Source organism: Marinobacter sp. AL4B, assembly GCF_019916045.1.
Lineage (GTDB): Bacteria > Pseudomonadota > Gammaproteobacteria > Pseudomonadales > Oleiphilaceae > Marinobacter.
Genome location: NZ_JAILWZ010000011.1, coordinates 584841 through 604154, shown reverse-complemented (window position 1 = coordinate 604154; position 19314 = coordinate 584841). Strand labels below are relative to the sequence as shown.

At 53.0% G+C, this 19314-nt stretch carries 17 protein-coding genes; 13 read left to right on the top strand and 4 right to left on the bottom strand.

Annotation, left to right across the window (positions count from 1 at the left end; genetic code table 11):
• Nucleotides 1-6 precede the first annotated feature (6 nt).
• Genes K5L82_RS06950 through K5L82_RS06940 form a run of 3 tightly spaced genes read left to right on the top strand, consistent with a single transcriptional unit; the run spans nucleotide 7 to nucleotide 2511 of the window.
• On the top strand, nucleotides 7-471 hold the full coding sequence (locus K5L82_RS06950; protein WP_410505855.1) for a L,D-transpeptidase family protein: 465 nt from the start codon (nucleotides 7-9) through the stop codon (nucleotides 469-471).
• A gap of 23 nt (nucleotides 472-494) precedes the next feature.
• Complete coding sequence (locus K5L82_RS06945) at nucleotides 495-1742, top strand: mechanosensitive ion channel family protein (RefSeq protein ID WP_223133632.1); 1248 nt, start codon at nucleotides 495-497, stop codon at nucleotides 1740-1742.
• Complete coding sequence (locus K5L82_RS06940; protein ID WP_223134011.1) at nucleotides 1726-2511, top strand: S-methyl-5'-thioinosine phosphorylase; 786 nt, start codon at nucleotides 1726-1728, stop codon at nucleotides 2509-2511. The genes K5L82_RS06945 and K5L82_RS06940 overlap by 17 nt, the downstream gene beginning before the upstream one ends.
• Here K5L82_RS06940 and K5L82_RS06935 read toward each other — a convergent pair.
• Nucleotides 2498-3232: a CsiV family protein gene (locus K5L82_RS06935; protein WP_223134012.1), complete on the bottom strand. Its 735-nt coding sequence runs from the start codon at nucleotides 3230-3232 to the stop codon at nucleotides 2498-2500. The two genes, K5L82_RS06940 and K5L82_RS06935, sit on opposite strands and share 14 nt — an antisense overlap.
• Before the next feature lie 38 nt (nucleotides 3233-3270).
• Nucleotides 3271-6804: a transcription-repair coupling factor gene (gene mfd, locus K5L82_RS06930; protein ID WP_223133631.1), complete on the bottom strand. Its 3534-nt coding sequence runs from the start codon at nucleotides 6802-6804 to the stop codon at nucleotides 3271-3273.
• Nucleotides 6805-6989: 185 nt separating this feature from the next.
• Here mfd and K5L82_RS06925 point away from each other — a divergent pair, with 185 nt between their 5' ends.
• The 10 genes from K5L82_RS06925 (at nucleotide 6990) to sthA (ending at nucleotide 17357) form a co-directional block, all read left to right on the top strand.
• On the top strand, nucleotides 6990-8459 hold the full coding sequence (locus K5L82_RS06925; RefSeq protein ID WP_133005932.1) for a glyceraldehyde-3-phosphate dehydrogenase: 1470 nt from the start codon (nucleotides 6990-6992) through the stop codon (nucleotides 8457-8459).
• A gap of 227 nt (nucleotides 8460-8686) precedes the next feature.
• Nucleotides 8687-10033 carry a Na(+)-translocating NADH-quinone reductase subunit A gene (locus tag K5L82_RS06920; protein ID WP_133005931.1) on the top strand — a complete coding sequence of 449 codons (1347 nt, stop codon included), beginning with the start codon at nucleotides 8687-8689 and terminating at the stop codon, nucleotides 10031-10033.
• Between the two features lie 4 nt (nucleotides 10034-10037).
• Nucleotides 10038-11246 carry an NADH:ubiquinone reductase (Na(+)-transporting) subunit B gene (locus K5L82_RS06915; protein WP_133005930.1) on the top strand — a complete coding sequence of 403 codons (1209 nt, stop codon included), beginning with the start codon at nucleotides 10038-10040 and terminating at the stop codon, nucleotides 11244-11246.
• Nucleotides 11239-12042, top strand: coding sequence for a Na(+)-translocating NADH-quinone reductase subunit C (locus K5L82_RS06910; protein WP_133005929.1), 804 nt, complete (start codon nucleotides 11239-11241; stop codon nucleotides 12040-12042). Before K5L82_RS06915 ends, K5L82_RS06910 begins: the two co-directional genes overlap by 8 nt.
• A 2-nt stretch (nucleotides 12043-12044) precedes the next feature.
• On the top strand, nucleotides 12045-12710 hold the full coding sequence (locus tag K5L82_RS06905) for an NADH:ubiquinone reductase (Na(+)-transporting) subunit D (protein ID WP_133005928.1): 666 nt from the start codon (nucleotides 12045-12047) through the stop codon (nucleotides 12708-12710).
• Nucleotides 12710-13318, top strand: coding sequence for an NADH:ubiquinone reductase (Na(+)-transporting) subunit E (nqrE, locus tag K5L82_RS06900; protein ID WP_133005927.1), 609 nt, complete (start codon nucleotides 12710-12712; stop codon nucleotides 13316-13318). Before K5L82_RS06905 ends, nqrE begins: the two co-directional genes overlap by 1 nt.
• 37 nt (nucleotides 13319-13355) lie before the next feature.
• Nucleotides 13356-14582 carry an NADH:ubiquinone reductase (Na(+)-transporting) subunit F gene (nqrF, locus tag K5L82_RS06895; RefSeq protein ID WP_133005926.1) on the top strand — a complete coding sequence of 409 codons (1227 nt, stop codon included), beginning with the start codon at nucleotides 13356-13358 and terminating at the stop codon, nucleotides 14580-14582.
• A gap of 9 nt (nucleotides 14583-14591) precedes the next feature.
• A complete protein-coding gene (locus K5L82_RS06890; protein WP_223133630.1) occupies nucleotides 14592-15641 on the top strand; it encodes an FAD:protein FMN transferase in 1050 nt (349 codons plus the stop codon).
• A gap of 12 nt (nucleotides 15642-15653) precedes the next feature.
• A complete protein-coding gene (gene nqrM, locus K5L82_RS06885; protein ID WP_223133629.1) occupies nucleotides 15654-15896 on the top strand; it encodes a (Na+)-NQR maturation NqrM in 243 nt (80 codons plus the stop codon).
• A 69-nt stretch (nucleotides 15897-15965) separates the two neighbouring features.
• Complete coding sequence (sthA, locus tag K5L82_RS06880) at nucleotides 15966-17357, top strand: Si-specific NAD(P)(+) transhydrogenase (protein WP_133005923.1); 1392 nt, start codon at nucleotides 15966-15968, stop codon at nucleotides 17355-17357.
• 24 nt (nucleotides 17358-17381) lie between these two features.
• Here the strand turns inward: sthA and K5L82_RS06875 are convergent, their stop codons facing one another.
• Nucleotides 17382-18155 (bottom strand): glycerophosphodiester phosphodiesterase, encoded by a 774-nt coding sequence (locus K5L82_RS06875; protein WP_133005922.1) that lies wholly within the window; start codon nucleotides 18153-18155, stop codon nucleotides 17382-17384.
• Nucleotides 18152-19279 (bottom strand): 3-deoxy-7-phosphoheptulonate synthase, encoded by a 1128-nt coding sequence (locus K5L82_RS06870; protein WP_223133628.1) that lies wholly within the window; start codon nucleotides 19277-19279, stop codon nucleotides 18152-18154. Before K5L82_RS06870 ends, K5L82_RS06875 begins: the two co-directional genes overlap by 4 nt.
• Nucleotides 19280-19314: the final 35 nt, after the last annotated feature.

Genomic DNA, 19314 nt, shown 5'->3' with positions numbered 1-19314 from the left:
ATTCACATTTCTCTCGACGATCAGTCGCTTAGGCTGCTGGCGGATGACGGCGCCCTGTTAGCCGAGTACCCGGTATCTACCGCGCTAAATGGCGCCGGTGAGCGTGATGGCAGTGGTTGCACCCCTAGGGGCAAGCACTATATTCGAGCGCGAATTGGCGATGGGCAGCCGCTGAATGCGGTATTCCGCGGGCGCCGGCCAACCGGTGAGATTTACGCGCCGGACCTTGCAGCAGCATACCCCGATCGCGACTGGATCCTGACACGCATACTTTGGCTGTGCGGCCGGGAATGGCAGCGCAACCGTGGGCCTGGTGTCGATACCTTCCGACGTTTCATATACATTCATGGAACACCTGATACCGAGCCGATGGGTATACCAATGTCCCATGGTTGCGTGCGGATGAGGAGCAGGGATTTGCTAGAATTGTTTGAGCGTGCGCCAGTGGGTATGCACGTGACAATTGAATAGATTGACGAGCCCCGAGGGAAAAGATGATTGGAAATATCTTACGCATAATGAACGAGTGGATTGAACAGTTCGGAATGCTTACCGAAGGGTGGCGTGCTGGAATCCTGATTTTTGCCGTGGTGTTCGGTACAGCCATTGTGGCCTTTATTGTTGGTCGTGTGGTTCTATACCTCGAGAACAAATTCAGTCATACGCGAAACCTCTGGGATGACGCAGTCCTGCATGCCAGCCGGCGCCCGCTGGTAGCGTTTGTCTGGTTGCAGGGCGTGTATTGGGCCGCTGAAATTGCCCATCACTTCTCTGATGCCGAGGTGTTTACCGCTAACGAAATCGTGCTGAAAATCGGTTTTATGTGGGTGGTCGTTTGGGCACTGTTCGGGCTGGTGAAGCAAGTTGAGAAAGTTTTGGTGTCACCCGTCAAAATGCGCAAACCCATGGACTTCACCACGGTAAATGCCATTAGCAAGTTGCTTCGTGCGGTCATCGTGATTACCGCGGTGCTCACCGGATTGCAGACTCTGGGCTTTAGTATTTCGGGGGTTCTGGCCTTCGGTGGTGTGGGTGGTATCGCCGTCGGTTTTGCAGCGAAAGATTTACTGGCTAACTTTTTCGGCGGTTTCATTATCCATTTGGATAGACCGTTCAAGGTAGGGGATTGGATCCGCTCGCCCGACCGTAACATTGAAGGCACGGTGGAGCACATTGGTTGGCGTTTAACGACCATTCGCACCTTTGATAAGCGCCCGCTTTACGTGCCGAACGCGGCCTTTACCGTTATTGCGGTGGAAAACCCGTCACGCATGACCAATCGCCGAATTTCCGAAACCATCGGGATTCGTTACGCGGATGTGCAATCCATGAAAACGATTGTGGATGATATCCGCGACATGCTTAAGAACCACAACGAAATTGACGCCAATCAGACCTTGATCGTGAATTTTCTGGCGTTTAATGCCTCTACGCTCGATATCATGATTTACACCTTCACCAAAACAACGGACTGGGTGCGGTTTCATGGCATCAAGGAAAATGTGCTGCTGCAGGTTAGTGACATCATCGAGGGTCACGGTGCGGAAGTCGCCTTCCCGACGCGTACGTTGCATTTGCCGGACGGTGTAACCGTCAGCAATCAAAACGCGCAGGAGAAGAGCGAGAAGCGCGGCGATAATGCCGCCCGTGAGAACCCCGATTACAATGAAAATCAAGGTGAGGCGCATGCCCGCGACGACGGTGCAGATTCCGGAGAAGGGGGAAATGCAGATGGCGATTAATCGTCCAATAGGTGTTATTGGTGGAACGGGGCTCACGCAGCTGAGTGAGCTTCAAATTTTAGGCAAAGAGGCTGACCGTAACCGCTGGGGTGAGCCCTCCGATGTCTTGGTTAACGGCATGCTGGGGGAGCAGCCAGTGGTTTTTTTGGCTCGTCACGGCAATCCGCACCGGATACCACCACACCGGGTGAATTACCGGGCCAATCTACAAGCGCTATACGATGCCGGTGTACGGACGGTAGTGGGTGTTAATGCCGTTGGCGGAATCCACTCGGCGATGGGGCCTGCCCATGTGGTGATTCCCCATCAGCTAATTGATTATACTTGGGGTCGTGCCAGCACCTTTTTCGAAGATGACCTCGAGCATGTAACCCACATCGACTTTACCCATCCCTACGATCACGATGGGCGCGCTCTGTTGATTGAGTCGGCCGCAGCGTTGAAGGTCGAGTTTTCCGATTTCGGCGTTTATGGCGCTACCCAAGGTCCACGGCTTGAAACAGCCGCCGAGATTCGCCGTCTTGAACAGGATGGTTGTGATCTGGTGGGAATGACCGGCATGCCAGAAGCCGTGCTGGCCGCCGAGTTAGGTATGCGTTATGTGTGTCTGGGCTTGGTGGTGAACTGGGCGGCCGGGAAGTCTGATCACATCATTACAATGGATGAGATTGAAGCGGCCATCGAGCAGGGCATGACAGGCGTCAAGCGTATTTTAGAGCGCTCAATGGCCAAGCTAGGCGAGCTGGAGCCTTTGTCTACAGCTTCCTGAAGAATACCAGTACGCCGATAGTGGGGGAATCGATGAAGTGGATTTCCTGACTGCGCATACGGCGGGTTTCTTTAATCCAAGTTACCAGCTCGGCAGGCACGGGTTTCGCGATGGTGGGCTGAGTATTCTCTGCGATGTCTGCTATGGTGCCTGTTTGCTCGGGCTCGGCGGCTTCTTCTTCCCCGTTAACTGTTTTAACGGGGGCTTCCGAGGCCTGGCTATCTTGCCAATGGTTCAGGTGAACGCCCACGTGAAGATAGCGCTTTCGGTCAATTTCAATGTGGCCTTCCACGGCTGTTTGCTGCGCCCCGGTTAGCCAATCGCCAACGGCCACTCTCAGGGGCGACCCGTTGTAGTTCGGCGGGAAGTTCTGATACCAGCCGGCTGCGGCCAGAACCCGATAGTTCCCGCTGTTCTCCAGACGACTGGCCGCTCGGCCCAGATGCAGTTCGTTTCTACCGGCGAGCTTTAAATCTGAGCTGCGGCGGCCATTGGCGTCTTCAACCCAAAGTGATTTCGCAACATTGCGCGAAGACTCGATTTGTTTACCCGCCATCTGTTCTTCGATAGACGCAGGATCAACCAACCGTTGAAGAATCACGATTTCCGCTCGATAGAAGTTTTTTCGGCCTTCCTGAGCTTGGGCGTTTGTCGCCGGCAGTAGCGTGAACGCAAGGGCCAAGGCGGCGCTTGTCAGCAAGGGTTTAGATAAGCGTTTCATGGCTTGCAAGTGTCTCACTCCGGCTAAATCAGGTTGGTTCAAGAAGCCTTGGCTTTTGAGTCATGAGGGCCAAGCTCGCTCAGCATGGCTGCGATGGCGTCGAGTTTACCATTGGTTGAGTCATCATTCAGCCGGAAGCGGAAGCTGTTGGCGCCTTCTAGCCGGTATGTGTCCGGTGCGGATTGCACTTTTTTAACCAGAATCAGCGGATCAACCGGGGTGCTGGCGCCAAATTCCAGACGTACCCATTCCTTGCCAGCGTCCACTTTATCGATGCCCAGGCCTTCCGCCATTAATCGGAGCTGAGTCTGGCGTACAAGATTTTTGGCGGGCTCCGGCAATAATCCAAAGCGGTCAATCATTTCAACCTGAAGTTCTTTTAATTCGGTTTCTTCTTTTACGCTGGCGATGCGTTTATACAGCATCAAGCGATTGTGAACGTCTGGCAGGTAATCTTCGGGAATGATCGCCGGAATACGAAGGTTCATTTCCGTGCCGTGGCTCAGTGGCAGCTCCGCATTGGGTGTTCGGCCCTCGCGAATGGCCTTCACTGCTTCATCTAATAACTGCATATATAAAGTGAAGCCGATGCTTTCGATCTGGCCGCTTTGTTCGTCGCCCAATAATTCGCCTGCGCCTCGAATCTCTAGATCGTGAGTGGCTAGCATGAACCCGGCGCCAAGATCCTGAGCTTCTGAAATCGCATCCAGTCGCTTCTTGGCATCAGCGGAAATGCTCTTGGGTGGTGGCGTCAGCAGATAAGCATAAGCCTGATGGTGCGAACGGCCAACCCGGCCGCGCAGTTGGTGAAGCTGGGCCAGGCCGAATTTATCCGCTCGTTCGATAATGATGGTGTTGGCGCTGGGTACATCGATGCCGGTTTCAACAATGGTGGTGCACACCAGAACGTTGAAGCGTTTGTGATAAAAATCCGACATGACCTGTTCCAACTGGCGCTCCCGCATTTGGCCGTGTCCAACGCCCACTCGGGCTTCCGGGATTAGCCTGCGGAGGTCTTCGGCCGTTTTCTCAATGGTGGAAACGTCGTTGTGCAGAAAGTAGACCTGACCACCACGGAGAATTTCACGAAGAATGGCTTCTTTCACCATGGCTTCGTCCCGTTGGCGAACGAAGGTTTTTACCGAGAGGCGGCGAGCGGGCGGGGTGGCGATTATCGAGAGGTCGCGCAGGTGCCCCATGGCCATGTTCAAAGTTCTCGGAATCGGCGTTGCGGTGAGATTGAGCATGTCGACTTCAGCGCGTAGGGCCTTCAACTTTTCCTTTTGCTGAACGCCGAAGCGGTGTTCTTCATCAATAATGACCAAACCCAGATTTTTGAATTTCACGTCGCCTTGCAGAAGCTTGTGAGTGCCGATAACAATATCCGCTTTGCCTTCCTCTATGGCGGACATGGCTTTACTGGTTTGGGTGCCGCTTCTGAATCGACTTAGCAGTTCAATGGAAACCGGTGTATCTGAAAAACGGTCACGGAAAGACTCGTAGTGTTGTTGGGCCAGCAATGTTGTTGGCACCAAAACAGCAACCTGTTTGCCGGACCAAGTGGCCAGAAAAGCTGCGCGCATCGCAACCTCGGTTTTTCCAAAACCAACGTCGCCGCATACCAAGCGATCCATCGGTTGATCACTGGTCATGTCTTCGAAGACAGCTTGAATTGCAACTTGCTGATCCGGGGTTTCCTCAAATGGGAAGCCTGCAGCAAAGGCTCGATAGGCTTCTTTAGGGTCCTCGAACTGGAAGCCTTTTCGGGCTTCCCGGCGTGCATACACATCCAGCAGCTCGGCTGCCGTGTCGCGGATCTTCTCCAGCGCTTTTTGCTTGGCGTTGCTCCAGCGGTCGGTCCCTAGCTTGTGCAGGGGCGCGTGTTCTTCGTCAGTGCCGGCGTAGCGCGAAATCAGATGCAGACTAGAAACCGGAACGTACAATTTCGAGCCGCCGGCGTATTCCAGTGTCAGAAATTCATTGGATTCACCACCGGCACTGATGGTTTCGAGCCCTTTGTAGCGGCCTACGCCGTGGTCAATGTGCACCACCGGTGACCCGATTCGAAGCTCCGACAGATCTCGATAACCGGCATCGTCCACTTCCGTTGGCTTTTCACGGCGCCGGCGTTGCAGTACCCGCTCGCCAAACAGAGCGGTTTCAGTGATCAGAGCCAGGTTTTGTTCGGGCAACACCATGCCTTGTTCCATCGGGGCAATGGTAATTGCCAGGCTGGTGTCGTTTTGAGCGAGAAATTCCTGCCAGCTAGTCACGGTGCTCAGTTTAAGTTTCTGGCTCTCTAGGTTTTCGATCAGTGCTTCGCGGCGACCTGAAGACTCGGCGCAAATGAGGACGCGGCCCGGAAAATCGTTGAGAAAGCGTTTGAGTCGTCCTGCCGGGTCGGCCGCGCGGCCGTCCATGGCGATATCGGGTAGTGCCTCAGCGGCGCAATTAGCAGAGCCAGCACCGGATGTCGGCTCTGGGCTGCAAGTGACCCGGGGATAACGTTTTAACTGGCCAAGCGCCTCTTCTTGTAACAGAAAGAGCTCGGCAGGCGGTAAAATCGGACGCAGGCGGTCGTGCCGTCTGTCCTCGTGTCTAGCATGGGTTTCGCTGTCGAATGCTTGAATAGCATCGTTCAAGCCATCTTCTGTAAAGACCAAGGTGGACGCTGGCAGATAATCGAAGAGCGTCGCCGTTTGCTCAAAGAACAACGGCAAATAATATTCGATGCCGGGAGGGGTAATGCCGTTGCTCACATCCTGATAGACCGGGGAGTCTTTATCCGAGTGAGGGAAGTATTCAAACCACCGGTTGCGAAACCCGGAGCGTGCTTCTTTATGCCAAGGGAATTCGTGTGCGGGTAGCAGCTCGATTTGTTCGATGCGCTCGATTGAGCGCTGAGTTTCCGGGTCGAAGGTTCTTAGAGTTTCGATTTCATCGTCAAACAGGTCTATTCGGTAGGGCAGGTTGGAGCCCATCGGGTAGATATCGAGAATTGCGCCCCGAACTGCGTATTCGCCGTGCTCGTACACGTTTTCAGCATGGTGGTATCCAGCAGCTTCCAGTTGCATGCGCCAGTTGTCGATGTTCAGTGTCTGACCGGTTTTTAGAAGTAAAGTGTTGCCTTGCAAATAGCTGGGCGGTGCCAGCCGGTGCATCAAGGTTCGTGCCGGAACGATTAAAATACCGTGATCAGTAGACGGCAGACGGTGCAGGGTGCGAATGCGCCGGGAAGTGATGTCCTGATGGGGAGAGAAAAGGTCATAGGGCAGAGTCTCCCAGTCAGGTAGCGATAACAGCTCCAAGCCGTCTTCAGAGATAGCTGCGCCGTCCTCTTCGGGCGGCAGGCTAAGGAAAAACCGAACCGCTTGCTCTAGTCGAATGGCCTCATCGGTGCTTCTGGTGACGACGAGTGTCAAGCCTTTGTGGCTTCTTGCACTTTCACAGATTGCGAGAGCCTGACTGCAGCCCTGCAGCTGCCCCCATTTTCTGTGATCGGCTGCTTGCGCGGGTGCTGCGGGCGCGATCAGAGAAATGTTCGCGAAGGTGTTGGTTGAACCTTGAGCCATGGGCTTGGCCGTCTCCTAGTTTGAGGCGTCTGGGAACCGAAAGCGCATCATTCTATCGCTCAAGGATTGAAGTGTCATGGTTGCTGCTTGTTATAGGGATACACAAAGCCATTTGCCGTGAGGCTCGTTAAGTTGGATAATGTGCGCCTCAAAATTACTCCCCAGTGCTAAACGAGGTTTCAACCGTGAGTCACGACAAGATCAACCAGCATCTGTCCAACTGGACTGAACGAGAGTCTACCGCGGAAGCCATGATTCCGCTGATCGGCCGTCTTTACCGTAAAAACAATGTAGTGACTTCTATTTACGGTCGCTCGATCATTAATCAGTCTGTGATCGACATCCTGCGGGCTCACCGTTTTGTTCGTCAGGTTGAAGACAGCGAACTGTCTGTGCACGACACCATGCCTATTCTGCAAGAGATGGATAAGCTGAATCTGGGTCGCGCTCACGTGGATATCGGTAAGCTTGCGGTCAAATTCAGAGAAGAAGGTGGTGACCTTGTTGACTTCCTGAAGCGTGAAATCGGCTCTATCGTTGGCGAGTACGAAGCTCAGTCTGTACAAGATGCCAACAACGACACCAAAGACGTGGTTCTATACGGTTTTGGTCGTATCGGTCGTCTTCTGGCTCGTATCCTGATCGAAAAAGCGGGTGGCGGAAATAACCTGCGTCTGCGCGCAATCGTTGTGCGTCAGGGCGGCGCTGAGAATGATCTCGAGAAGCGTGCCAGCTTGCTGCGTCGTGACTCTGTGCACGGACCTTTCAACGGCTCCATCACGGTTGACGAAGAAAATTCTGCCCTGATCGCTAACGGCAACTTCATCAAAGTGATTTACTCTGGTGGTCCTGATCAGGTGGATTACACCGAATACGGCATCGATAACGCCATCGTTGTAGATAACACCGGTATCTGGCGTGATGAGGCTGGCCTTGGTCTGCATTTGAAATCCAAAGGCGTTAGCAGGGTGATTCTGACGGCTCCGGGTAAAGGCGATATCAAAAACATCGTTTACGGCATCAACAGCGACTGGATCACCGAAGACGACAAGATTCTATCTGCCGCTTCTTGTACGACTAACGCCATCACCCCGGTGCTGAAGGCGATTAACGACGAATTCGGTATCGAAGATGGTCATGTTGAGACGGTTCACTCTTATACTAACGACCAAAACTTGATCGACAACTACCACAAAGGCAGTCGTCGTGGTCGTAGTGCCGCGTTGAACATGGTTATCACGGAAACTGGTGCAGCTAAGGCCGTTGCCAAGGCTCTGCCTGAGTTGAAGGGCAAGCTGAGTGGTAACGCAATCCGTGTTCCGACTCCGAACGTATCCATGGCGATTCTGAACCTGAACCTGAAGTCCGATGTGGATGTGGAAAAGGTGAACGAATACCTGCGTGAAATGGCTCTGCACTCTGAACTGCAAAAACAGATCGACTTCGTGAACTCGCCAGAAGTGGTTTCAACGGACTTCGTGGGTTCCCGTCACGCGGGCGTGGTCGATGCTCAGGCCACTATCGCGAACGGTAAGCGCCTGATTCTGTACGTATGGTACGACAACGAATTCGGCTACAGCGCTCAGGTTATCCGTTGTGTTAATCAGATGGCTGGCGTTGATTACCCAATCTTCCCGAAGCGCGCACGCGACTAAGGTCGTAGTTCGCCCCAAGGGGATGGAATGAAAAAACCCCGGCAACGAGAGTTGTCGGGGTTTTTCGTGTTTCTTGGCACCAAAAGCATTTGGGTTACCGGTGGAAATAGGTTTCCTTAATCTCTATAATTGGCGCGATTTTGGGTGTGTCTGGCTCCACGGTACGTTGCACAGGAGTTGGGCGTTTAAGAATCCACAGAATAGTTTCTGATGACTGGATGAGGCTAATGATCAAGATCAAAAAAGGCCTGGATCTTCCCATCAGCGGCGCTCCCGAACAGACCATTACCGATGGCAAGCCGATTCGCCACGTGGCGCTTATTGGATTTGACTATCACGGCATGAAGCCGACAATGGCTGTGAAAGAAGGGGACCGTGTTAAGCGCGGTACGCTGCTGTTCACGGATAAGAAGACCGAAGGCGTTCGTTACACTTCACCGGCAGCCGGTGTGGTAAAAGAAGTGAATCGCGGTGAGCGTCGAGTATTTCAATCTGTTGTCATCGAGATCGATGGTGACGAGGCTGAAACTTATGCCCGCTATAACGACTCGGATCTCGCCGGCCTGGAACGCCAGCAAGTAGTCGATAATCTTGTCGAGTCTGGCTTGTGGACAGCGTTCCGCACGCGTCCGTACAGCAAGGTTCCGGCTATCGACTCTGCTCCGAACTCCATTTTTGTGTCAGTGATGGACACCAATCCGCTAGCGGCGGACCCTGCGGTGATCATCGGTGAGAATAGCCAGGCTTTCGAGAAAGGTCTGACGATTATATCTCGCCTCACTAACGGTAAGGTGTTTGTTACCGGTAAGCCGGGCACAAACGTGTCTGTGCCTAAAGCCGACAACATTGAAGTGCATCAGTTCGACGGTCTGCATCCTGCCGGCAACGTGGGAACCCATATCCACCATTTGGACCCGGTTTCTGCCAACAAGACTGTATGGTCTGTCAATTACCAAGACGTGATTGATATTGCCAAGCTGTTCGAAACCGGTGAAGTGCCGGTCGAACGCATCGTGGCGATTGGTGGCCCGAAAGCCCTGAAACCTCGTCTTGTTCGTACCCGTTTGGGTGCAAACTTGCCGGAGCTACTGGACGGTGAAGTAGCAACCGATTGTGAAATTCGTGCGATTTCCGGTTCTGTCTTCGGTGGCCGTCGTGGTGATGGTCCTTGTGCCTACTTGGGTCGGTTCGCCAATCAAGTGTCTGTTCTGGAAGAGGGCTTCAAACGCCACTTCATGGGTTGGCTGACGCCTGGTGCCAATAAGTTCTCGGTGTTGAATATCTACGTGTCCAAGCTAATGGGCGGCAAGCGCTTTGACTTCACCACCACCACTAACGGTAGTGAGCGGGCGATGGTTCCTGTCGGAGCTTACGAGAAGGTGATGCCGCTGGATATTTTGCCAACCCAGCTGCTGCGTGCGCTGATTGTTGGTGATACCGAAGTGGCTCAGAAACTGGGCGCTCTGGAGCTGGACGAAGAAGATCTCTCGCTGTGCACCTTTGTGTGTCCGGGTAAATATGAATACGGTCCGATTCTCCGTGAGAACCTGACCCGAATCGAGATCGAGGGCTAATAAGATGTCTATCAGACAGTATCTCGATGGTATCGAGCATCACTTTGAAAAAGGTGGCAAGTGGGAGCGCTGGTATGCGCTTTACGAAGCCGCTGATACTATTTTCTACACGCCCGGATCGGTAACTAAGACAACTTCACACGTTCGTGACGGCGTTGATCTTAAGCGCATCATGATCACAGTATGGTTGTGTGCGTTCCCGGCGATGTTCTTCGGTATGTGGAATATTGGCTTTCAGGCCAATAACTTCCTGGCCGCAAATCCGGATGCCCTGGTGGGTGACGGTGGTCTGCGTACCGCATTTATTCAAGCTCTCGCCGTTACAGGCGCCGGAGCTGGCCTGTGGGACAACTTCGTATACGGCATGGCTTATTTCATTCCGGTATACGCTGTGACCTTCATAGTGGGTGGTTTCTGGGAGGTGCTGTTTGCAACGGTGCGTCGCCACGAAGTCAACGAAGGCTTCTTTGTAACGTCCATTCTGTTCGCATTGATTTGCCCGCCGTCTATCCCATTGTGGCAGGTAGCTCTGGGTATCACCTTCGGTGTTGTGATCGGTAAGGAAGTGTTTGGCGGTACTGGCAAAAACTTCCTGAACCCGGCGCTGACCGGTCGTGCTTTCCTGTATTTTGCTTATCCGGCTCAGATTTCCGGCGACACGGTTTGGACCGCTGTTGACGGATTCAGTGGTGCAACAGCGCTAAGCGTGGCGGCCAGTGAAGGCATGGAAGTATTGAGCCAGCAGATTGGCTGGATGAATGCATTCGTGGGAACGATCCAAGGCTCCATGGGTGAAACTTCTACTATCGCTGTTCTTATTGGTGGTTTGGCTCTGATTGCCATGCGCATCGCAAGCTACCGCATTGTTGGCGGTGTGCTAATTGGCATGATCGCTATGTCCTTGCTGTTGAATCTGATCGGTTCTGAGACCAATAACATGTTTGCTGTACCACCGCACTGGCACCTGGTTATGGGTGGTTTTGCCTTTGGTATGATGTTTATGGCAACAGACCCTGTTTCGGCGTCTATGACAAACACCGGCCGTTGGTGCTTCGGTATCCTGGTGGGTGTAATGACCGTTTTGATCCGCGTGGTTAACCCTGCGTTCCCGGAAGGCATCATGTTGGCGATCTTGTTTGCTAACCTGTTTGCGCCGCTGATGGATCATTACGTGGTTCAAGCTAACATCAAACGGAGGCTTGCTCGTGGCTAAAGCTAAAGAAACTGTCTCCAGAACCCTTATCGTTGCGCTGGTACTGAGTATTGTATTCTCTGTAGTGGTTTCCACCGCAGCGGTATCGCTCCGTCCGGCCCAGATCAAAAACCAGAACCTAGACATCAAGTCCAACATTCTGGCTGCAGCGGGTATGCTGGAAACCGGCGCGAGTGCCGATCAGATCGAGGAAACTTTTGAGCTGTTCGACGTTCGCCTGGTTGATCTTGAAACCGGCGATTTCGTAGAGCCTTCTGCCGTTGATGTAGAAGACCCTATGAAATACGACATGTACAAAGCGTCGTCTGACCCGGAACTCAGCACCAACATTCCGTCATCCGAAGACAAGGCCGGTATCAAGCGTCGTCCGAACATCGCCAAGGTATACACTTTGAGCGAAAACGGCGATCTGGTTCGTGTGGTGTTGCCGGTTCACGGTTACGGCCTGTGGTCAACTCTGTACGGCTTCGTGTCTCTTGAAGGCGACTTGAACACCATCGAAGGGCTTGGTTTCTACGCTCACGCTGAAACCCCGGGCCTTGGTGGTGAGGTAGACAACCCGCGCTGGAAACAGCAATGGGTAGGTAAAGAGCTGTACGGCGAAGACCCAACCGAGCCCCAGATTCAACTGGTCAAAGGCGGTGTTGGCGCTGACGCCAAGAACAAAGAGCACAAGATTGATGCTCTTTCTGGCGCCACGCTTACCAGCCGCGGTGTTGAGCAGCTGGTCAACTACTGGATGGGCGACCGTGGCTACGCGCCGTTCCTCAAGAAACTTCGTGAAGGGGAGGTCTGATCATGGCTGAAGTAAACGCCAAACAGGTTCTTTTCGAGCCGATTTTCAGTAACAACCCGATCGGGCTGCAGATCCTTGGTATTTGTTCAGCGCTCGCAGTAACCACGAGTATGAGCGTTACCATCGTTATGTGCTTGTCGGTTATCGCGGTTACCGCGTTTTCAAACTTGGCGGTATCGCTGGTACGTACCCAAATTCCCGGAAGTATCCGGATCATCGTACAGATGACCATCATTGCCTCTTTGGTAATCGTGGTAGACCAGATCCTCAAAGCCTATGCCTACGAAATCAGTAAGCAGTTGTCGGTTTTCGTTGGTCTGATCATAACCAACTGTATCGTTATGGGCCGCGCCGAAGGTTTTGCCATGAAGAATGGCCCTTGGTTGAGCTTCGTAGACGGTATCGGCAACGGTCTTGGCTACTCGGTCATGCTGTTGTTCGTAGCCTTCTTCCGCGAGCTGCTGGGTGCCGGTTCTTTGTTCGGTGTTACCTTGCTGACTCCGGTCAACGAAGGCGGTTGGTACATCACCAACGGTTTGCTGCTGTTGCCACCGAGTGCATTCTTCATCATCGGTTTGGCGATTTGGGGTCTGCGTACCTGGATGCCAGAGCAGGTTGAAGAGCCGGACTACAAGATGTCCCGTCACACCCATAAGGAGGCCTTCTGATGGAGCACTATATCAGCCTGCTTCTCAAGGCTATTTTCATTGAGAACATGGCTCTCGCGTTCTTCTTGGGTATGTGTACGTTCCTGGCCATCTCCAAGAAAGTTGAAGCTGCTACCGGTCTGGGTATCGCCGTAGTTGTTGTACTGACGTTGACCGTTCCAGTGAACAACCTTATTTACAACAACATCCTGCGTGAAGGTGCGCTGGCGTGGGCCGGTCTGCCTGAGGTTGACCTGAGCTTCCTGGGCTTGATCACTTACATCGGAGTTATTGCTGCCATTGTTCAGATCATGGAAATGATTCTGGATAAATACATTCCGGCACTTTACTCCGCGCTGGGTGTGTTCCTGCCACTGATCACAGTGAACTGCGCCATCATGGGCGCGGCGCTGTTCATGGTTGAGCGTGATTACACCTTCAGTGAAAGTGTGGTTTACGGCTTTGGGGCTGGTGTAGGCTGGGCTTTGGCGATCATTGCTCTGGCTGGTATCCGCGAGAAGCTCAAGTACAGCGATGTTCCGGAAGGCCTGCGCGGCTTGGGGATTACCTTCATTACTGTTGGTTTGATGTCCCTTGGCTTCATGTCCTTTTCAGGGATTTCCCTGTAATTCACCCGGTGATTCGGTTTAACGAAAAGGCGAGACCATGTATACAGAAATAATACTCGGCGTGGTCATGTTCACCGTTATCGTTCTGGCGCTTGTTGCGGTCATTCTCGCGGCAAGATCCAAACTGGTAAGCACCGGTGATGTGACCATCGAAATCAATGACGACCCGGACCATACCGTGAAAACGGAAGCCGGGGGCAAGCTTTTGGGTACTCTGGCAGGCAGTGGCATCTTCCTGTCCTCAGCGTGTGGTGGGGGCGGTACTTGCGCCCAGTGTAAGTGTAAAGTTCTGGACGGCGGCGGTGCGATGCTGCCGACTGAAAAGACTCACTTCACTAACCGTGAAGAGAAAGAAGGCTGGCGCTTGTCGTGTCAGGTTCCTGTGAAGCAGGACATGAAGATCGAAGTGCCAGAAGAATTCTTCGGTGTTAAGAAGTGGGAATGCGAAGTCATTTCTAACCATAACGTGGCCACTTTCATCAAAGAACTGGTACTGAAGCTTCCGGAAGGCGAGGAAGTCGATTTCCGCGCCGGTGGTTATGTGCAGTTGGAGTGCGATCCGTACGAAATCGATTTTAAAGATTTCGATATCGAAGAAGAGTTCCATGAAGACTGGGACAAGCACGACATCTGGCGTTACAAGGCGATCAACAAGGAAGAAACTATCCGAGCCTATTCCATGGCGAACTACCCGGAAGAGAAGGGTGTGCTGAAGTTCAACATCCGTATCGCTACACCACCTCCCGGCAGCGACCACCTGCCAGGCATCATGTCGAGCTACGTGTTCAACTTGAAGCCGGGTGACAAGGTTACCGTTATGGGGCCGTTCGGTGAGTTCTTCGCGAAGAAGACCGATGCTGAAATGGTATTCGTTGGCGGTGGTGCGGGTATGGCGCCTATGCGTTCCCACATCTTCGACCAGCTCAAACGCCTGAACTCGAAGCGCAAAATCAGCTTCTGGTACGGTGCCCGTAGCGTCCGCGAAATGTTCTACGTAGAAGATTTTGACGGTCTGGCGGAAGAAAACGAAAACTTCGAGTGGCACGTTGCGTTGTCCGATGCGCTGCCAACCGATAATTGGGAAGGCCCGACCGGCTTCATCCATAACGTGTTGTACGAAAACTATCTGAAGGACCACCCGGCACCTGAAGATTGTGAGTTCTACATGTGTGGACCCCCAATCATGAACGCGTCTGTCATCAAGATGTTGAAAGATCTTGGTGTTGAAGACGAAAACATCATGCTGGATGACTTTGGAGGTTAATTAGCTCAAATGACATCCCGCATGTTTGGACCCGTCAGGGTGGTTATGGCCAGCGTCATTATGACGCTGGCGATGGCTGCCCTGGCGGGTTGCTCGTTTCAGGAAGAAGATAAAATCTGGGAGATTTCTGGGGGGATCTTCGGGACGACGTATCACATCAATGTCGTATTGCCGGAAGACAACGCCAAGCTCAAAGTATTGGCACAGGGGATCCAGGCTGAGTTGGAGCAGGTGGATAACGCTATGTCTACCTGGAAGCCAGACTCAGAGCTTTCGAGGCTGAACCAGAAGGCGAGTCAGGCCGACTGGACAACACTTTCGGCCCCGTTATTTGAAGTAATCCAGCGTGCTCAGGAAATATCAGCTCAGACGGATGGTGCATACGATGTCACTATTGGTCCGGTCGTGAACCTTTGGGGATTTGGGCCGGATGCCAGGCCTGAGCATAGCCCCTCTGATGAGGAGCTGGATAATGTGCTGAGCGCGACCGGCTGGGAGTACCTGGAACTTGATTCAGCCACATTGGCTATTCGTGCCAAACAACCCCAGTACATTGATCTGTCAGGCATTGCCAAAGGCTATGGTGTGGATGTGGTGGCCCGTTATCTCGACAGCCAAGGTGTTCAGGCCTACCTTGTTGAGATAGGCGGTGAAGTGCGTACCCGAGGCCGAAAGCCGGATGACGACGTTTGGCGGCTAGCGGTTGAAAACCCTTCGGAACAAGCTCGGCAAGTTAACGTAGTGGTGGCACTGGACCGGAAATCCATGGCAACCTCAGGTGACTATCGTAACTATTACGAATCGGAAGGGCAGCGATATTCGCATACAATTGATCCAGATACCGGAAAGCCGATTGATCATCGGTTAGCATCCGTTACCGTCATCTCGGATGACTGCATGACAGCCGATGCATTGGCAACAGCGTTTAATGTTATGGGGTTTGAGCGGGCAATGAGCCTGGCGACGCGAGAAAACATTCCGGCGTATTTTATTGTAAGGGGAGAAGCGGGCTTTGAAGTGCACAGCACACCGGCTTTTTCATCTTACGTTGTCCAGTAAAGGGGGCAGGGTATGAGTACCTTTTTGTTAGTTTTGGCAATTGTGGTTCTGCTGATGGTGGGTATGTCTGTCGGCGTTATTTTCGGGCGAAAGCCCATCAGTGGTACCTGTGGCGGTATTGGCGCACTGGGTATCAGTTCTTCCTGTGATATTTGTGGCGGCAACACCCAGAAATGCGAAGATAGCCGTTCTGACTCAGCAGAACCGGTGAGCGCAGAAGATTTGGCCTACGACGCCAGTAAAGTCGAAAAATAGCGACAAGTGATCACACACTCAATAATGAAAGCTACGCTCACGAGACGTAGATAAGGAGATACTGCGCGCATGGCAGAACATCATTACGACGTTGTTGTTATTGGCGCCGGCCCCTCTGGTGAGGGGGCGGCAATGAATGCGGCCAAGCACAATAAGCGGGTTGCGATCATTGAGGATAAGGCAACCGTGGGGGGTAACTGTACTCACTGGGGAACCATTCCTTCCAAGGCACTGCGTCATTCTGTTAAGCAGATTATCACCTTCAACACGAACCAGATGTTCCGGGACATTGGTGAGCCTCGTTGGTTCTCGTTCCCGCGGGTCCTGCAAAGCGCCCAGAAGGTCATCGGTAAGCAGGTTAAATTGCGCACGCAGTTTTACTCCCGTAACCGGGTTGATTTGCTGAACGGCCGCGCGGCGTTTCTGGACAAGAACCGCTTGGAAATTCGCGGTCATAAATCGGTTGAGACGATCCATTTCAAGCAGGCTATTGTCGCAACAGGATCACGCCCGTATTTGCCGCCCGATGTGGATTTTCGCCACCATCGGATCTACAACTCCGACTCCATTTTGAACCTGTCTCATACTCCACGAACGTTGATCATCTACGGCGCTGGCGTTATTGGTTCTGAATACGCCTCGATCTTTGCGGGTTTGGGGGTCAAGGTTGATCTGATTAACCCGGGCAGTCGCCTGCTGTCATTCCTGGATGACGAGATTTCAGATGCGCTCAGCTATCACCTGAGAAGCAATGGGGTGCTGGTTCGCCATAATGAGCAGTATGAAACCGTTAAAGGTGACGATCACGGCGTGGTGCTCACACTTCAGTCGGGCAAGAAGATCCGAGCCGATGCCTTCTTGTGGTGTAACGGCCGCAGTGGCAACACCGATAATCTGGGGCTCGACAAAGTCGGTCTTGAGCCGAATGGCCGAGGCCAGTTGGCAGTCGATGACCACTACCGCACGGAAGTAGAACACATCTACGCAGTGGGCGATGTAATTGGTTGGCCTAGCTTGGCTAGTGCGGCCTATGATCAGGGGCGTTCCGCGTCTTCGGATGTGGTTCAAGATGAACACTTCCGCTTTGTGGATGATGTGCCCACTGGCATTTACACCATCCCGGAAATCAGCTCTGTTGGTAAAACCGAACGCGAACTGACCGAAGCTAAAGTACCGTATGATGTGGGTCAGGCGTTTTTTAAAGACCTGGCGCGTGCGCAGATTACCGGAGAAGCGGTGGGTATGTTGAAGTTGTTGTTCCACAGAGAAACCCGGGAAATTCTGGGTATTCACTGCTTTGGTGACCAAGCAGCGGAAATCGTACACATCGGTCAAGCCATCATGAATCAGGAGGGGGCGGCGAACTCCCTGAACTACTTCATTAACACCACCTTTAACTACCCCACTATGGCGGAAGCCTATCGGGTAGCTGCACTGAACGGCCTGAACCGAATCTTCTGATTCAGGCCGACTCCGAGCGGCCAGTTACAATTCTGGCTGCTCGGTTTCTTGTACAGGCAAAGTCACCAAAGATTTAGCGCGGTTATCGAAGTACATTCGAGTGCTTGTCGGAAAGTCTGTGATAATGCTGTCCGCCCCCATCTCTTCCAGTTTGAGCATGTCGTGGATGCGGTTTACCGTCCAGGCGGAGACGTGCATATTGCGTTTGTGAGCCATGTCTACCATTCCCTTGCTGAGAATGCGCCAATTCACACAAAAGAATTCGCAACCCAGAGAGCTGGCGGTTTTTAACGGCTTGGGAAATTTTCGCTCAGCCACCAGCCCCAGGCGAATGTTCTTGTCGCGGCGGCGGATCTCCCGTAGAAACCAAGGATCGGTCGAGGTGATAGCAGCGGTTTGGTATAGATTCCGCCGCTGAATGATTTCGGTCAGGCGGTTGCACAGAATGTTGAGTCGGTCCCGGTTGTCTTTCTTCACCTCAAGCTGGAGGTGCTCCATGTCAGGCAGTTGATCCAGCAAGGTTTCAAGAGCTGGTATACCAGTAGGGTGAGACCATGAGCTGGTGTTTCGTCGGGCATCCATTTGGCTCAGCTCTTGGGCGGTGTATCGGCTGATGCCGCCTTTCTGGTCTGTGGTGCGGTCTACGGTTAAATCGTGTACCAGAACCGGTATACCGTCTTTCGATAATGCCAAATCTAGCTCGAAGTGCCGTACGCCTTGCCGGTAAGCATGAAGAAACCCGGGAAGGGTGTTTTCAGGGGCCTCACCTTTAGCCCCGCGGTGACCATAAATGATCATTCTGTAGCATTATCCTTTAATCGTTTGTAGATAGCCTGGCGCTTCTTCCAGGTGTCATGGCATAACTGGATATCTTCCAGGTAGGCCGGTAATTCGTTCATTAGTAGAGCTTGGGGGCCGTCTACCAAGGCTTTCTCGGGTTTCGGGTGGAAGTCTACCAGGACCATGTTAGCCCCGGCGATAACGCCCTGTGCGGTGGCGTGCATCACATCGAGAATACCATCGGGCGAGTGCTGCCGAGTACCAACGGAATGAGATGGATCAACGCAAACGGGCATGCGGGTCAGGCGTTTTACCGCCGGTACGTGGGCAAAGTCGACCATGTTCCGGTGCGGCTGGCCCGCTTCGGTTTTCATTCCCCGTAGACAGAAAATCACGTTGGCGTTGCCTTCACTGGCTAAGTATTCGGCGGCGTTGAGTGATTCATTCAGCGTGATTCCGAAACCTCGTTTCAGCAGCACCGGGTAGGTGCTCTGGCGGCCAATGGCTTTCAGAAGTTCAAAATTCTGGGTGTTGCGGGTGCCCACCTGTAGCATGACGCCCGTAGGCCGGCCCAGTTTTTCCAGGCAGGTATCAATTTCTTCAATGTGGCTTTCATGGGTGATCTCCATCGCGACCACTTTAATGCCATGCTTACCGGCCTTCTCGAATACCCAGGGTAAACAGCCTTGGCCGTGCCCCTGAAACGAGTAGGGGTTGGTTCGGGGCTTGTAGGCGCCCATACGGGTGCACACCTGACCGTTTTCTTCTAATGCCTTCATCATGATTTCGACATGCTCAGGCACATCCACCGCACACAAACCGGCGAAGACATTCAGGTTGTTCTGGTTAAAGTCGACACCGTTGTAGTTGAAACCACTTTGACGATTATCGTCTTTATGGCGCCCCAGGATGCGATAGTCTTCTGATATCCGAATGGCTCGTTCGACCGCCGGTAAGGCTTCAATCTCGTCTTTATCCAGCGGCTTGGTGTCGCCCAGCAGATAGATTTCGGTCAACCGCTGACTGGCACCTTGAACCTCGTGAACCCGCAGACTCACGCCGGGCAGGTTTTCCATATAGTGCATGGTTTGGCGGTAAGCTTCGCTATTCAGCTCAGTATTCGGGTGAAGAATGGCTAACATGATGAAATCCTCGAATTAACGGGCGATCACTGGGG

What these genes read in the sequence shown, in the direction of transcription:
- K5L82_RS06870 (WP_223133628.1), bottom strand. Translation starts at nt 19,279, where the DNA reads ATGTTAGCCATTCTTCACCCGAATACTGAGCTGAATAGCGAAGCTTAC.
- K5L82_RS06905 (WP_133005928.1), top strand. Translation starts at nt 12,045, where the DNA reads ATGGCTGAAGTAAACGCCAAACAGGTTCTTTTCGAGCCGATTTTCAGT.
- sthA (WP_133005923.1), top strand. Translation starts at nt 15,966, where the DNA reads ATGGCAGAACATCATTACGACGTTGTTGTTATTGGCGCCGGCCCCTCT.
- K5L82_RS06935 (WP_223134012.1), bottom strand. Translation starts at nt 3,232, where the DNA reads ATGAAACGCTTATCTAAACCCTTGCTGACAAGCGCCGCCTTGGCCCTT.
- nqrM (WP_223133629.1), top strand. Translation starts at nt 15,654, where the DNA reads ATGAGTACCTTTTTGTTAGTTTTGGCAATTGTGGTTCTGCTGATGGTG.
- K5L82_RS06940 (WP_223134011.1), top strand. Translation starts at nt 1,726, where the DNA reads ATGCAGATGGCGATTAATCGTCCAATAGGTGTTATTGGTGGAACGGGG.
- K5L82_RS06945 (WP_223133632.1), top strand. Translation starts at nt 495, where the DNA reads ATGATTGGAAATATCTTACGCATAATGAACGAGTGGATTGAACAGTTC.
- mfd (WP_223133631.1), bottom strand. Translation starts at nt 6,804, where the DNA reads ATGGCTCAAGGTTCAACCAACACCTTCGCGAACATTTCTCTGATCGCG.
- K5L82_RS06890 (WP_223133630.1), top strand. Translation starts at nt 14,592, where the DNA reads ATGACATCCCGCATGTTTGGACCCGTCAGGGTGGTTATGGCCAGCGTC.
- K5L82_RS06920 (WP_133005931.1), top strand. Translation starts at nt 8,687, where the DNA reads ATGATCAAGATCAAAAAAGGCCTGGATCTTCCCATCAGCGGCGCTCCC.
- nqrF (WP_133005926.1), top strand. Translation starts at nt 13,356, where the DNA reads ATGTATACAGAAATAATACTCGGCGTGGTCATGTTCACCGTTATCGTT.
- K5L82_RS06875 (WP_133005922.1), bottom strand. Translation starts at nt 18,155, where the DNA reads ATGATCATTTATGGTCACCGCGGGGCTAAAGGTGAGGCCCCTGAAAAC.
- K5L82_RS06915 (WP_133005930.1), top strand. Translation starts at nt 10,038, where the DNA reads ATGTCTATCAGACAGTATCTCGATGGTATCGAGCATCACTTTGAAAAA.
- nqrE (WP_133005927.1), top strand. Translation starts at nt 12,710, where the DNA reads ATGGAGCACTATATCAGCCTGCTTCTCAAGGCTATTTTCATTGAGAAC.